This is a genomic window from Escherichia sp. WS1152 (assembly GCF_046487665.1).
In the GTDB taxonomy this organism is placed as follows: Bacteria; Pseudomonadota; Gammaproteobacteria; order Enterobacterales; family Enterobacteriaceae; genus Escherichia; species Escherichia coli.
In genome coordinates, this window is sequence record NZ_JBJQJA010000001.1 from 218,215 (window position 1) to 233,143 (window position 14,929).

10 protein-coding genes are annotated in these 14,929 nt (G+C 51.7%); 9 read left to right on the forward strand and 1 reads right to left on the reverse strand.

Going from position 1 to position 14,929, the window contains the following annotated elements:
- Positions 1-316: 316 nt before the first annotated feature.
- The 8 genes from lrp to dmsC all read left to right on the forward strand — a co-directional run bounded on the left by lrp (position 317) and on the right by dmsC (position 12,731).
- Entirely contained in the window at positions 317-811 is a 495-nt protein-coding gene (lrp, locus tag ACJHW7_RS01045) for a leucine-responsive transcriptional regulator Lrp (RefSeq protein ID WP_000228473.1), read from the forward strand.
- A gap of 134 nt (positions 812-945) precedes the next feature.
- On the forward strand, positions 946-5,052 hold the full coding sequence (ftsK, locus tag ACJHW7_RS01050) for a DNA translocase FtsK (RefSeq protein ID WP_021556647.1): 4,107 nt from the start codon (positions 946-948) through the stop codon (positions 5,050-5,052).
- 154 nt (positions 5,053-5,206) lie between these two features.
- Positions 5,207-5,818, forward strand: a complete 612-nt coding sequence (gene lolA, locus ACJHW7_RS01055) for an outer membrane lipoprotein chaperone LolA (RefSeq protein WP_040234638.1) — start codon at positions 5,207-5,209, stop codon at positions 5,816-5,818.
- A gap of 10 nt (positions 5,819-5,828) precedes the next feature.
- Positions 5,829-7,172 carry a replication-associated recombination protein RarA gene (gene rarA / locus ACJHW7_RS01060; RefSeq protein WP_021556648.1) on the forward strand — a complete coding sequence of 448 codons (1,344 nt, stop codon included), beginning with the start codon at positions 5,829-5,831 and terminating at the stop codon, positions 7,170-7,172.
- Between the two features lie 90 nt (positions 7,173-7,262).
- Positions 7,263-8,555, forward strand: a complete 1,293-nt coding sequence (serS, locus tag ACJHW7_RS01065) for a serine--tRNA ligase (RefSeq protein WP_000886683.1) — start codon at positions 7,263-7,265, stop codon at positions 8,553-8,555.
- Between the two features lie 238 nt (positions 8,556-8,793).
- On the forward strand, positions 8,794-11,238 hold the full coding sequence (gene dmsA / locus ACJHW7_RS01070) for a dimethylsulfoxide reductase subunit A (RefSeq protein WP_000850303.1): 2,445 nt from the start codon (positions 8,794-8,796) through the stop codon (positions 11,236-11,238).
- 10 nt (positions 11,239-11,248) lie between these two features.
- A complete protein-coding gene (dmsB, locus tag ACJHW7_RS01075; RefSeq protein WP_000213098.1) occupies positions 11,249-11,866 on the forward strand; it encodes a dimethylsulfoxide reductase iron-sulfur subunit DmsB in 618 nt (205 codons plus the stop codon).
- A 1-nt stretch (position 11,867) separates the two neighbouring features.
- The gene (gene dmsC, locus ACJHW7_RS01080; RefSeq protein ID WP_000534647.1) at positions 11,868-12,731 is read left to right on the forward strand and encodes a dimethyl sulfoxide reductase anchor subunit DmsC; all 864 of its coding nucleotides are present in this window, start codon (positions 11,868-11,870) and stop codon (positions 12,729-12,731) included.
- Between the two features lie 35 nt (positions 12,732-12,766).
- Here dmsC and ycaC read toward each other — a convergent pair whose 3' ends face one another.
- The gene (ycaC, locus tag ACJHW7_RS01085) at positions 12,767-13,393 is read right to left on the reverse strand and encodes an isochorismate family cysteine hydrolase YcaC (protein WP_000165876.1); all 627 of its coding nucleotides are present in this window, start codon (positions 13,391-13,393) and stop codon (positions 12,767-12,769) included.
- A 314-nt stretch (positions 13,394-13,707) separates the two neighbouring features.
- On the opposite strand from ycaC, the gene ACJHW7_RS01090 reads away from it, so the two are divergent.
- The gene (locus ACJHW7_RS01090; protein ID WP_000109295.1) at positions 13,708-14,856 is read left to right on the forward strand and encodes an MFS transporter; all 1,149 of its coding nucleotides are present in this window, start codon (positions 13,708-13,710) and stop codon (positions 14,854-14,856) included.
- Positions 14,857-14,929 lie beyond the last annotated feature (73 nt).

Below are 14,929 nucleotides of genomic sequence, written 5' to 3' on the forward strand. Positions count from 1 at the left end.
ATCGATGTTTTGCTTTGACAATCCCCTGGTGTTTTGCGAAAACATTCGAGGAAGAAAAAAAACAGTATTCTTATATGCGCATAACCATGCATGTAAATACCATGTTTACCGTGCTAGTGAAATCTACGTATGGCGTGGACAGACGCCATTCGTGATGTCGATAGCTGCCACAAGGCAACGGTCTTCTCACCGTAGACCCAGGCATTGCGCGCCGTGAATCTTCATGATTTCGGTCTATCGTGACGGGTAGCGACTCTGAACAGTGATGTTTCAGGGTCAGACAGGAGTAGGGAAGGAATACAGAGAGACAATAATAATGGTAGATAGCAAGAAGCGCCCTGGCAAAGATCTCGACCGTATCGATCGTAACATTCTTAATGAGTTGCAAAAGGATGGGCGTATTTCTAACGTCGAGCTTTCTAAACGTGTGGGACTTTCCCCAACGCCGTGCCTTGAGCGTGTGCGTCGGCTGGAAAGACAAGGGTTTATTCAGGGCTATACGGCGCTGCTGAACCCCCATTATCTGGATGCATCACTTCTGGTATTCGTTGAGATTACTCTGAATCGTGGCGCACCGGATGTGTTTGAACAATTCAATACCGCTGTACAAAAACTTGAAGAAATTCAGGAGTGTCATTTAGTATCCGGTGATTTCGACTACCTGTTGAAAACACGCGTGCCGGATATGTCAGCCTACCGTAAGTTGCTGGGGGAAACCCTGCTGCGTCTGCCTGGCGTCAATGACACACGGACATACGTTGTTATGGAAGAAGTCAAGCAGAGTAATCGTCTGGTTATTAAGACGCGCTAACACGGAACAGGTGCAAAATCGGCGTATTTTGATTACACTCCTGTTAATCCATACAGCAACAGTACTGGGGTAACCTGGTACTGTTGTCCGTTTTAGCATCGGGCAGGAAAAGCCTGTAACCTGGAGAGCCTTTCTTGAGCCAGGAATACACTGAAGACAAAGAAGTCACATTGACAAAGTTAAGTAGCGGCCGCCGCCTTCTGGAGGCGTTGCTGATCCTTATTGTCCTGTTTGCCGTCTGGTTGATGGCTGCCTTACTAAGCTTTAACCCTTCGGACCCCAGCTGGTCGCAAACGGCCTGGCATGAACCTATCCATAATTTAGGTGGGATGCCCGGTGCGTGGTTGGCAGATACGCTGTTCTTTATTTTTGGCGTGATGGCTTACACCATTCCCGTCATTATTGTCGGCGGTTGTTGGTTTGCCTGGCGTCATCAGTCCAGCGACGAATACATTGATTATTTTGCCGTTTCGCTACGCATCATTGGCGTTTTGGCGCTCATCCTTACCTCCTGTGGTCTGGCGGCAATCAACGCTGACGATATCTGGTATTTTGCCTCCGGTGGCGTCATTGGCAGCTTACTAAGCACTACGCTACAACCACTGCTACACAGTAGCGGGGGAACTATTGCGCTGCTCTGCGTTTGGGCAGCGGGCCTGACGTTGTTCACCGGTTGGTCATGGGTGACCATTGCTGAAAAACTCGGCGGCTGGATTTTAAACATTCTCACCTTCGCCAGTAATCGTACCCGTCGCGATGATACCTGGGTCGATGAAGATGAATATGAAGATGACGAAGAGTATGAAGATGAAAACCACGGCAAACAGCATGAATCACGCCGTGCCCGTATTCTTCGCGGCGCGCTAGCGCGTCGTAAACGGTTGGCGGAAAAATTCATTAATCCGATGGGGCGGCAAACAGATGCTGCGCTGTTCTCCGGTAAGCGGATGGATGATGAAGAAGATATTACCTACACTGCACGCGGTGTGGCTGCCGACCCTGACGACGTCCTATTTTCGGGCAATCGTGCAACGCAGCCAGAATATGACGAATACGATCCATTATTAAATGGTGCGCCAATTACCGAACCTGTCGCTGTAGCAGCTGCTGCTACCACGGCGACACAAAGCTGGGCTGCGCCGGTTGAACCTGTGACTCAGACGCCGCCTGTTGCCTCTGTTGATGTTCCACCTTCGCAACCTACAGTAGCCTGGCAGCCTGTACCGGGTCCACAAACGGGAGAGCCGGTTATTGCTCCTGCACCGGAAGGTTACCCACAGCAGTCACAATATGCGCAGCCTGCAGTGCAATATAATGAGCCGCTGCAACAACCAGTACAGCCGCAGCAGCCGTATTATGCACCTGCAGCTGAACAACCTGCGCAACAACCTTACTACGCTCCTGCGGCGGAACAACCTGTTCAGCAACCGTATTACGCAACTGCGCCGGAACAGCCTGCGCAACAGCCGTATTATGCCCCTGCGCCAGAACAACCGGTGGCAGGTAACGCCTGGCAAGCCGAAGAGCAGCAATCCACTTTTGCTCCACAGTCTACATACCAGACTGAGCAAACTTATCAGCAGCCAGCCGCTCAGGAGCCGTTGTACCAACAGCCGCAACCTGTTGAACAGCAGCCTGTTGTGGAGCCTGAACCCGTTGTAGAAGAGACAAAACCCGCGCGTCCGCCGCTTTACTACTTTGAAGAAGTGGAAGAGAAGCGAGCCCGTGAACGTGAACAACTTGCGGCCTGGTATCAACCGATTCCAGAACCGGTTAAAGAACCAGAACCGATCAAATCTTCGCTGAAAGCACCTTCTGTTGCAGCAGTACCTCCAGTAGAAGCCGCTGCCGCTGTTTCTCCGCTGGCATCTGGCGTGAAAAAAGCGACACTGGCGACGGGGGCTGCCGCAACCGTTGCCGCGCCAGTCTTCAGTCTGGCAAATAGCGGTGGACCGCGTCCGCAGGTCAAAGAGGGGATTGGCCCGCAGTTGCCACGACCGAAACGTATCCGCGTGCCAACTCGTCGTGAATTGGCGTCTTACGGTATTAAGCTGCCCTCACAGCGTGCGGCGGAAGAAAAAGCCCGTGAAGCCCAGCGCAATCAGTACGATTCTGGCGATCAGTACAACGATGATGAAATCGATGCGATGCAGCAGGATGAACTGGCACGTCAGTTCGCCCAGACACAGCAGCAACGCTATGGCGAACAGTATCAACATGATGTGCCCGTAAACGCAGAAGATGCAGATGCTGCGGCAGAGGCTGAACTGGCTCGTCAGTTTGCGCAAACTCAACAACAACGTTATTCCGGCGAACAACCGGCTGGGGCGAATCCGTTCTCGCTGGATGATTTTGAATTTTCGCCAATGAAAGCGTTGCTGGATGATGGTCCACACGAACCGTTGTTTACGCCAATTGTTGAACCTGTACAGCAGCCGCAACAACCGGTTGCACCGCAGCCGCAGTATCAGCAGCCGCAACAGCCGGTTGCACCGCAGCAGCAGTATCAGCAGCCACAACAGCCGGTTGCGCCACAGCAGCAATATCAGCAGCCGCAACAGCCGGTTGCACCGCAGCCGCAGTATCAACAGCCGCAACAACCAGTTGCGCCGCAGCCGCAGTATCAACAGCCGCAACAACCGGTTGCACCGCAGCCGCAGTATCAGCAGCCACAACAGCCAGTTGCGCCACAGCCGCAGGATACCCTGCTTCATCCGCTGTTGATGCGTAATGGCGACAGCCGTCCGTTGCACAAACCGACGACGCCGCTGCCTTCTCTGGATTTGCTGACACCGCCGCCGAGCGAAGTGGAGCCGGTAGATACCTTTGCGCTTGAACAAATGGCGCGTCTGGTGGAAGCGCGTCTGGCTGATTTCCGTATTAAAGCCGATGTCGTCAATTACTCTCCGGGGCCAGTTATCACTCGCTTTGAACTTAACCTGGCTCCTGGCGTAAAAGCGGCGCGCATTTCTAACTTGTCACGGGACCTTGCCCGTTCACTTTCGACGGTGGCGGTGCGTGTCGTTGAAGTTATTCCTGGCAAACCCTATGTAGGTCTGGAGTTACCAAATAAAAAACGACAAACCGTTTATCTGCGCGAAGTTTTGGATAACGCCAAATTCCGCGATAATCCGTCGCCATTAACCGTGGTGCTGGGTAAAGATATCGCCGGTGAGCCGGTGGTTGCCGATCTGGCGAAAATGCCGCACTTGTTGGTTGCGGGGACTACCGGTTCCGGTAAATCTGTCGGTGTGAACGCGATGATCCTGAGCATGCTTTATAAAGCACAGCCAGAAGATGTGCGTTTCATCATGATCGACCCGAAAATGCTGGAGCTTTCGGTTTATGAAGGCATTCCGCACCTGTTAACGGAAGTCGTTACTGATATGAAAGATGCCGCCAACGCGCTGCGCTGGTGTGTTAACGAGATGGAGCGTCGGTATAAACTGATGTCTGCGCTGGGTGTGCGTAATCTGGCGGGTTATAACGAAAAAATTGCTGAAGCCGATCGCATGATGCGTCCGATTCCAGACCCGTACTGGAAGCCGGGTGACAGTATGGATGCCCAGCATCCGGTGCTGAAAAAAGAACCATACATTGTGGTGTTGGTGGACGAATTTGCCGACCTGATGATGACAGTAGGTAAAAAAGTGGAAGAGCTGATAGCACGTCTGGCGCAAAAAGCCCGTGCCGCGGGTATCCACCTCGTACTGGCAACTCAGCGTCCATCGGTTGATGTTATTACTGGTCTGATTAAAGCGAATATTCCGACCCGTATCGCCTTTACCGTATCCAGTAAGATTGACTCACGTACCATTCTTGATCAGGCTGGCGCGGAATCACTGCTGGGTATGGGGGATATGCTCTACTCTGGGCCGAACTCCACGTTGCCGGTACGTGTCCATGGTGCTTTTGTTCGCGATCAGGAAGTTCATGCCGTGGTGCAGGACTGGAAAGCGCGTGGTCGCCCACAGTATGTTGATGGCATCACCTCCGACAGCGAAAGCGAAGGTGGTGCGGGTGGTTTCGATGGCGCTGAAGAACTGGATCCGTTGTTCGATCAGGCGGTGCAGTTTGTCACTGAAAAACGCAAAGCGTCAATTTCTGGCGTACAGCGTCAGTTCCGCATTGGTTATAACCGTGCAGCGCGTATTATCGAACAGATGGAAGCGCAGGGGATTGTCAGCGAACAGGGGCACAACGGTAATCGTGAAGTGCTGGCCCCACCGCCGTTCGACTAATTAATGCATTGCCGGATAAGGCGCGGTAGCGTCGCATCCGGCACTCTATCAACTGAAAATTCAGTATTTTCTTCTTTCCTCAAGCTGATTATTAGCCTGGAATAGAGAGTAGAGGGAACTCCCGGTCGGGAGTGACGTAATTTGAGGAATAATGATGAAAAAAATTGCCATCACCTGTGCATTACTCTCAAGCTTAGTAGCAAGCAGCGTTTGGGCTGATGCCGCAAGCGATCTGAAAAGTCGCCTGGATAAAGTCAGCAGCTTCCACGCCAGCTTTACACAAAAAGTGACTGACGGTAGCGGCGCGGCGGTGCAGGAAGGTCAGGGCGATCTGTGGGTGAAACGTCCAAACTTATTCAACTGGCATATGACTCAACCTGATGAAAGCATTCTGGTTTCTGACGGTAAAACACTGTGGTTCTATAACCCGTTCGTTGAGCAAGCTACGGCAACCTGGCTGAAAGATGTCACCGGTAATACACCGTTTATGCTGATTGCCCGCAACCAGTCCAGCGACTGGCAGCAGTACAATATCAAACAGAATGGCGATGACTTTGTCCTGACGCCGAAAGCCAGCAATGGCAATCTGAAGCAGTTCACCATTAACGTGGGACGTGATGGCACAATCCATCAGTTTAGCGCGGTGGAGCAGGACGATCAGCGCAGCAGTTATCAACTGAAATCCCAGCAAAATGGGGCTGTGGATGCAGCGAAATTTACCTTCACCCCGCCGCAAGGCGTCACGGTAGATGATCAACGTAAGTAGAGGCACCTGAGTGAGCAATCTGTCGCTCGATTTTTCGGATAATACTTTTCAACCTCTGGCCGCGCGTATGCGGCCAGAAAATTTAGCACAGTATATCGGTCAGCAACATTTGCTGGCTGCGGGGAAGCCGTTGCCGCGCGCTATCGAAGCCGGGCATTTACATTCTATGATCCTCTGGGGGCCACCGGGTACCGGCAAAACAACCCTCGCTGAAGTGATTGCCCGCTATGCGAACGCTGATGTGGAACGTATTTCTGCCGTCACCTCTGGTGTGAAAGAGATTCGCGAGGCGATCGAGTGCGCCCGGCAAAACCGCAATGCAGGTCGCCGCACTATTCTTTTTGTTGACGAAGTTCACCGTTTCAACAAAAGCCAGCAGGATGCATTTCTGCCACATATTGAAGACGGCACCATCACTTTTATTGGCGCAACCACTGAAAACCCGTCGTTTGAGCTTAATTCGGCACTGCTTTCCCGTGCCCGTGTTTATCTGTTGAAATCCCTGAGTACAGAGGATATTGAGCAAGTACTAACTCAGGCGATGGAAGACAAAACCCGTGGCTATGGTGGTCAGGATATTATTCTGCCAGATGAAACACGACGCGCCATTGCTGAACTGGTGAATGGCGACGCGCGCCGGGCGTTAAATACGCTGGAAATGATGGCGGATATGGCCGAAGTCGATGATAGCGGTAAGCGGGTCCTGAAGCCTGAATTACTGACCGAAATCGCCGGTGAACGTAGCGCCCGCTTTGATAACAAAGGCGATCGCTTTTACGATCTGATTTCCGCACTGCATAAGTCGGTACGTGGTAGCGCACCCGATGCGGCGCTGTACTGGTATGCGCGAATTATTACCGCTGGTGGCGATCCGTTATATGTCGCGCGTCGCTGTCTGGCGATTGCGTCTGAAGACGTCGGTAATGCCGATCCACGGGCGATGCAGGTGGCAATTGCGGCCTGGGATTGCTTTACTCGCGTTGGCCCGGCGGAAGGTGAACGCGCCATTGCTCAGGCGATTGTTTACCTGGCCTGCGCGCCAAAAAGCAACGCTGTCTACACTGCGTTTAAAGCCGCGCTGGCCGATGCTCGCGAACGCCCGGATTATGACGTGCCGGTTCATTTGCGTAATGCGCCGACGAAATTAATGAAGGAAATGGGCTACGGGCAGGAATATCGTTACGCTCATGATGAAGCAAACGCTTATGCTGCCGGTGAGGTTTACTTCCCGCCGGAAATAGCACAAACACGCTATTATTTCCCGACAAACAGGGGCCTTGAAGGCAAGATTGGCGAAAAGCTCGCCTGGCTGGCTGAACAGGATCAAAATAGCCCCATAAAACGCTACCGTTAATGTTATCGTTGCGGTAATGTTGTTACTGTATCCCTGTGGTCGCAGGCTGTGGCCACATCTCCCATTTAATTCGATAAGCACAGGATAAGCATGCTCGATCCCAATCTGCTGCGTAATGAGCCAGACGCAGTCGCTGAAAAACTGGCACGCCGGGGCTTTAAGCTGGATGTAGATAAGCTGGGCGCTCTTGAAGAGCGTCGTAAAGTATTGCAGGTCAAAACGGAAAACCTGCAAGCGGAGCGTAACTCCCGATCGAAATCCATTGGCCAGGCGAAAGCGCGCGGGGAAGATATCGAGCCTTTACGTCTGGAAGTGAACAAACTGGGCGAAGAGCTGGATGCAGCAAAAGCCGAGCTGGATGCTTTACAGGCTGAAATTCGCGATATCGCGCTGACCATCCCTAACCTGCCTGCAGATGAAGTGCCGGTAGGTAAAGACGAAAATGACAACGTTGAAGTCAGCCGCTGGGGTACCCCGCGTGAGTTTGACTTTGAAGTTCGTGACCACGTGACGCTGGGTGAAATGCACTCTGGCCTCGACTTTGCAGCTGCAGTTAAGCTGACTGGTTCCCGCTTTGTGGTAATGAAAGGGCAGATTGCTCGCATGCACCGCGCACTGTCGCAGTTTATGCTGGATCTGCATACCGAACAGCATGGCTACAGTGAGAACTATGTTCCGTACCTGGTTAACCAGGACACGCTGTACGGTACGGGTCAGCTGCCGAAATTTGCTGGCGATCTGTTCCATACTCGTCCGCTGGAAGAAGAAGCAGACACCAGTAACTATGCGCTGATCCCAACGGCAGAAGTTCCGCTGACTAACCTGGTGCGCGGTGAAATCATCGATGAAGATGATCTGCCAATTAAGATGACCGCCCACACCCCATGCTTCCGTTCTGAAGCCGGTTCATATGGTCGTGACACCCGTGGTCTGATCCGTATGCACCAGTTCGACAAAGTTGAAATGGTGCAGATCGTGCGCCCGGAAGACTCAATGGCGGCGCTGGAAGAGATGACTGGTCATGCAGAAAAAGTCCTGCAGTTGCTGGGCCTGCCGTACCGTAAAATCATCCTTTGCACTGGCGACATGGGCTTTGGCGCTTGCAAAACTTACGACCTGGAAGTATGGATCCCGGCACAGAACACCTACCGCGAGATCTCTTCCTGCTCCAACGTTTGGGATTTCCAGGCACGTCGTATGCAGGCACGTTGTCGCAGCAAATCGGACAAGAAAACCCGTCTGGTTCATACCCTGAACGGTTCTGGTCTGGCTGTTGGTCGTACGCTGGTTGCGGTTATGGAAAACTATCAGCAGGCTGATGGTCGTATTGAAGTACCAGAAGTTCTGCGTCCGTATATGAACGGACTGGAATATATTGGCTAATACCTAATTTTTCTGAATCTAAAAAGCGCCTGCGGGCGCTTTTTTTGTCTCCCTTTGATACCGAACAATAATTACTCCTCACTTACACGTAATACTACTTTCGAGTGAAAATCTACCTATCTCTTTGATTTTCAAATTATTCGATGTATACAAGCCTATATAGCGATCTGCTATAGAAATAATTACACAATACGGTTTGTTACTGGAATCAATCGTGAGCAAGCTTGAGTGAGCCATTATGAAAACGAAAATCCCTGATGCGGTATTGGCTGCTGAGGTGAGTCGCCGTGGTTTGGTAAAAACGACAGCGATCGGCGGCCTGGCAATGGCCAGCAGCGCATTAACATTACCTTTTAGTCGGATTGCGCACGCTGTCGATAGCGCCATTCCAACAAAATCAGACGAAAAGGTTATCTGGAGCGCCTGTACAGTTAACTGTGGTAGTCGCTGCCCGCTACGTATGCACGTCGTGGACGGTGAAATCAAATATGTCGAAACGGACAATACCGGCGATGACAATTACGACGGCCTGCACCAGGTTCGCGCCTGTTTGCGTGGGCGTTCCATGCGTCGCCGTGTCTATAATCCGGACCGCCTGAAATATCCGATGAAACGAGTCGGGGCGCGCGGTGAAGGCAAATTCGAGCGCATTAGCTGGGAAGAAGCCTACGACATCATCGCGACCAATATGCAGCGCCTGATCAAAGAGTACGGCAACGAATCCATCTATCTTAACTATGGCACCGGTACGCTGGGTGGCACCATGACCCGCTCCTGGCCGCCGGGAAATACCCTGGTCGCGCGGCTGATGAACTGCTGCGGCGGCTATCTGAACCATTACGGCGACTACTCCTCCGCGCAAATTGCGGAAGGTCTGAACTATACCTACGGCGGCTGGGCAGATGGCAACAGCCCGTCGGATATCGAAAACAGTAAGCTGGTAGTGCTGTTTGGTAATAACCCTGGCGAAACGCGAATGAGTGGCGGTGGGGTGACTTACTATCTTGAACAGGCACGCCAGAAATCTAATGCCCGCATGATCATCATCGATCCGCGCTATACCGACACCGGTGCCGGGCGCGAAGATGAGTGGATCCCTATTCGTCCAGGAACAGATGCCGCACTGGTTAACGGTCTGGCGTACGTCATGATCACCGAAAACCTGGTGGATCAGGCATTCCTCGATAAATATTGCGTTGGCTATGACGAGAAAACCCTGCCAGCCAGTGCGCCGAAAAATGGCCACTATAAAGCTTATATTCTGGGTGAAGGGCCAGATGGCGTGGCTAAAACACCGGAATGGGCCTCGCAAATCACCGGTGTTCCGGCAGACAAAATCATCAAACTGGCTCGTGAAATCGGCAGTACCAAACCGGCGTTTATCAGCCAGGGATGGGGCCCGCAGCGTCACGCTAACGGTGAAATCGCAACCCGTGCTATCTCGATGCTGGCGATTCTGACCGGTAACGTTGGTATTAATGGAGGGAACAGCGGCGCGCGTGAAGGTTCATACAGCTTACCGTTTGTCCGTATGCCGACCTTGGAAAACCCGATCCAGACCAGCATTTCGATGTTTATGTGGACCGATGCCATTGAACGTGGCCCGGAAATGACGGCGCTGCGTGATGGTGTGCGCGGGAAAGATAAGCTGGATGTGCCGATCAAAATGATCTGGAACTATGCCGGTAACTGCCTGATTAACCAGCATTCTGAAATCAACCGTACCCATGAAATCCTTCAGGATGATAAGAAGTGCGAGCTGATTGTGGTTATCGACTGCCACATGACTTCATCGGCGAAATATGCTGACATCCTGCTGCCTGACTGTACCGCTTCCGAACAGATGGACTTTGCACTGGATGCATCCTGCGGGAATATGTCTTACGTGATTTTCAACGATCAGGTGATTAAACCGCGCTTTGAATGTAAGACCATCTATGAAATGACCAGCGAACTGGCAAAACGTCTTGGCGTTGAGCAACAGTTTACTGAAGGCCGTACCCAGGAAGAGTGGATGCGGCATCTGTATGCCCAGTCGCGGGAAGCGATTCCTGAACTGCCAACGTTTGAAGAGTTCCGCAAGCAGGGGATCTTTAAAAAGCGCGACCCACAAGGGCATCACGTTGCTTATAAAGCCTTCCGTGAAGATCCGCAGGCAAATCCACTGACCACGCCATCGGGTAAAATTGAGATTTATTCGCAGGCGCTGGCTGACATTGCCGCTACCTGGGAATTGCCAGAAGGCGATGTGATCGATCCACTGCCGATCTACACGCCGGGCTTTGAAAGTTATCAGGATCCGCTGAACAAACAGTATCCGCTGCAGCTTACAGGTTTCCACTATAAATCTCGCGTTCACTCAACTTACGGCAACGTTGATGTGCTGAAAGCGGCTTGCCGTCAGGAAATGTGGATCAACCCGCTTGATGCCCAAAAACGCGGTATCCACAACGGCGATAAAGTCAGGATCTTTAACGATCGTGGTGAGGTTCATATTGAGGCGAAAGTGACGCCACGAATGATGCCGGGTGTGGTCGCACTGGGTGAAGGTGCCTGGTATGACCCGGATGCAAAACGTGTCGATAAGGGTGGTTGTATTAACGTACTGACCACTCAACGTCCGTCTCCTCTCGCTAAGGGGAATCCGTCACATACAAACCTTGTTCAGGTTGAAAAGGTGTAAGGAGTAACCGATGACAACCCAGTATGGATTTTTTATTGATTCCAGCCGTTGCACCGGTTGCAAAACCTGCGAGCTGGCTTGTAAAGACTACAAAGATTTGACACCAGAAGTCAGCTTCCGCCGCATTTATGAATATGCTGGTGGCGACTGGCAGGAAGATAACGGTGTCTGGCACCAGAACGTGTTTGCCTACTATCTGTCGATTTCGTGCAACCACTGCGAAGATCCGGCTTGTACTAAAGTCTGCCCGAGCGGTGCGATGCATAAACGTGAAGATGGTTTTGTTGTGGTCGATGAAGATGTGTGCATTGGCTGCCGCTACTGCCATATGGCTTGCCCGTATGGCGCACCGCAATATAACGAAACGAAAGGCCATATGACCAAATGCGATGGTTGTTATGACCGTGTTGCGGAGGGTAAAAAGCCGATCTGTGTTGAATCTTGTCCGCTGCGGGCGCTGGATTTCGGCCCTATCGACGAGCTGCGTAAAAAACATGGCGATCTGGCGGCCGTTGCGCCGTTGCCGCGAGCTCACTTTACCAAACCGAATATTGTGATCAAACCCAATGCCAATAGCCGCCCGACCGGGGATACCACTGGCTATCTGGCAAACCCGAAGGAGGTGTGAGATGGGAAGTGGATGGCATGAATGGCCGCTGATGATCTTCACGGTCTTCGGGCAATGTGTAGCGGGTGGTTTTATCGTTCTGGCTTTGGCGCTGCTCAAAGGCGACCTGCGAGCAGAAGCCCAGCAGCGTGTTATCGCCTGCATGTTTGGCTTATGGGTGCTGATGGGCATTGGCTTTATCGCCTCTATGCTCCATCTTGGTTCACCGATGCGCGCCTTTAACTCGCTCAACCGGGTAGGGGCTTCAGCACTCAGTAACGAAATCGCCAGCGGTTCCATCTTTTTTGCCGTAGGCGGCATCGGCTGGTTGCTGGCAATGCTGAAAAAGCTGTCACCGGCATTGCGTACGCTGTGGCTGGTAGTGACGATGGTTCTTGGCGTAGTCTTTGTCTGGATGATGGTGCGTGTCTATAACAGCATTGATACCGTTCCGACCTGGTACAGCATCTGGACGCCGATGGGCTTCTTCCTGACAATGTTTATGGGCGGCCCGTTACTGGGTTACCTGTTGCTGAGTCTGGCTGGCGTCGATGGCTGGGCGATGCGTCTGCTGCCAGCCATTTCTGTACTTGCACTGGTAGTGAGTGGCGTGATGTCAGTGATGCAGGGCGCAGAGCTGGCGACTATTCATAGTTCTGTGCAGCAGGCCGCAGCGCTGGTGCCGGACTATGGTGCGCTGATGTCCTGGCGGATCGTGCTTTTGGCTGTTGCCCTGTGCTTGTGGATTGCACCACAGCTAAAAGGTTATCAGCCTGCGGTTCCGCTACTATCTGTCTCATTCATTCTGCTTCTGGCAGGGGAATTAATCGGTCGCGGCGTATTCTATGGTTTGCATATGACCGTGGGGATGGCCGTCGCAAGCTAATCAGTAACAACCGGGGTTTCGGCCCCGGTTCTCTTTTATTTCTGCTTCGTTAACGTGTCATAACTGGTCATCAAATTACGATAATCAGGAATATGGTTAGAGAACAACGTCGCCAGTCCTTCAATATCATTACGCCAGTCACGGTGCAGCTCGCAAGCCACGCCGAACCATGTCATCAATTGCGCACCTGCTTGCGACATGCGATCCCATGCCGAATGCCGGGTAATTTCATTAAAGGTCCCTGACGCGTCAGTCACAACGAAGACATCAAACCCTTCTTCAATGGCTGAAAGCGCCGGGAATGCCACGCAAACTTCGGTTACCACACCGGCAATAATTAACTGTTTTTTACCTGTCGCTTTGACTGCTTTTACAAAATCTTCGTTATCCCAGGCGTTAATATTGCCCGGGCGAGCAATGTAAGGTGCATCGGGGAATTGTGCTTTCAGTTCTGGAACTAATGGGCCGTTAGGACCGGTTTCAAAACTAGTGGTAAGAATAGTTGGTAAGTTGAAATACTTAGCCAGGTCACCCAGCGCCAGCACGTTATTTTTAAACTTATCGGGTTCGATATCCCGTACAAGGGAAAGTAAACCAGCCTGGTGATCAACAAGCAAAACGGCAGCATCATTTTTATCAAGACGAACATACGGTTTGGTCATCCTCTTCTCCTTTCGAGAGTCAGTGGTACGTCTGAAATCGGTCAGACGCGATGCATTGCTCTGAAAGCATAGACGGGAAATATGAGTTTGCTGTGACCATGAAATTTTTCGACTGAACGAAGCGTATGAAATTTGTGTTAGATCAATAAAAACAATCAGATGAGATTAATCATCTCTTCAGTATTAGCGTTATGAATGAGTAATATAAATCGATAATACCGCCGTTGCGATATGCGCGTATTTTCACCCATTGACAATGTTTTTGGCGGTGGCATGATGCGCATGAAATTTGAACTTCCTCACGGTTTTAATTCATGTCCACGTATACCCGGCCTGTCATGCTTTTGCTGTCTGGCCTGCTTTTGTTGACTCTGGCGATCGCGGTGTTAAATACACTCGTGCCGCTTTGGCTCGCCCAGGAACACATGTCCACATGGCAGGTAGGCGTTGTCAGCTCATCCTATTTTACCGGCAACCTTGTCGGTACATTGCTGACAGGGTATGTCATTAAACGCATTGGCTTTAACCGCAGCTATTATCTGGCCTCCTTCATTTTTGCCGCTGGCTGTGCGGGCCTTGGCCTGATGATTGGTTTCTGGAGCTGGTTGGCGTGGCGTTTTGTCGCGGGCGTCGGCTGTGCCATGATTTGGGTAGTCGTTGAGAGCGCGCTGATGTGCAGTGGGACGTCACGTAACCGTGGGCGTTTGCTTGCTGCGTATATGATGGTTTATTACGTGGGAACGTTTTTAGGCCAGTTACTGGTCAGCAAAGTCTCAACCGAGCTGATGAGCGTATTGCCGTGGGTTACAGGTTTGACGTTGGCAGGGATCTTACCGCTGTTGTTTACGCGTGTCCTGAATCAGCAGGCTGAAAACCATGATTCGACGTCAATTACGTCAATGCTAAAACTCCGTCAGGCGCGGCTTGGCGTGAATGGCTGCATTATCTCAGGAATCGTTCTGGGATCTCTATATGGCCTGATGCCGTTGTACCTCAATCACAAAGGGGTGAGCAATGCCAGCATTGGTTTCTGGATGGCGGTACTGGTCAGTGCGGGTATCCTCGGACAATGGCCGATTGGACGTCTGGCGGATAAGTTTGGTCGACTGCTGGTGTTGCGTGTTCAGGTCTTTGTCGTCATTCTCGGCAGTATCGCGATGCTTAGCCAGGCGGCGATGGCCCCAGCGTTATTCATCCTCGGTGCCGCTGGCTTTACGCTATATCCGGTGGCGATGGCCTGGGCTTGCGAGAAAGTTGAACATCATCAACTGGTGGCGATGAACCAGGCCTTACTGTTGAGCTATACCGTGGGAAGTCTGCTTGGCCCGTCATTTACCGCTATGCTAATGCAGAATTTCTCCGATAATTTATTGTTTATCATGATCGCCAGCGTATCGTTTATCTATTTGCTGATGCTGCTTCGCAACGCCGGTCATACGCCGAAACCCGTTGCTCACGTGTAAATGAATTCAAGCAGAGTGTGAACTTACTGTTTCACACTCTGCTTTTTTGTTTCTTCTATCTGACTTGCTTTTT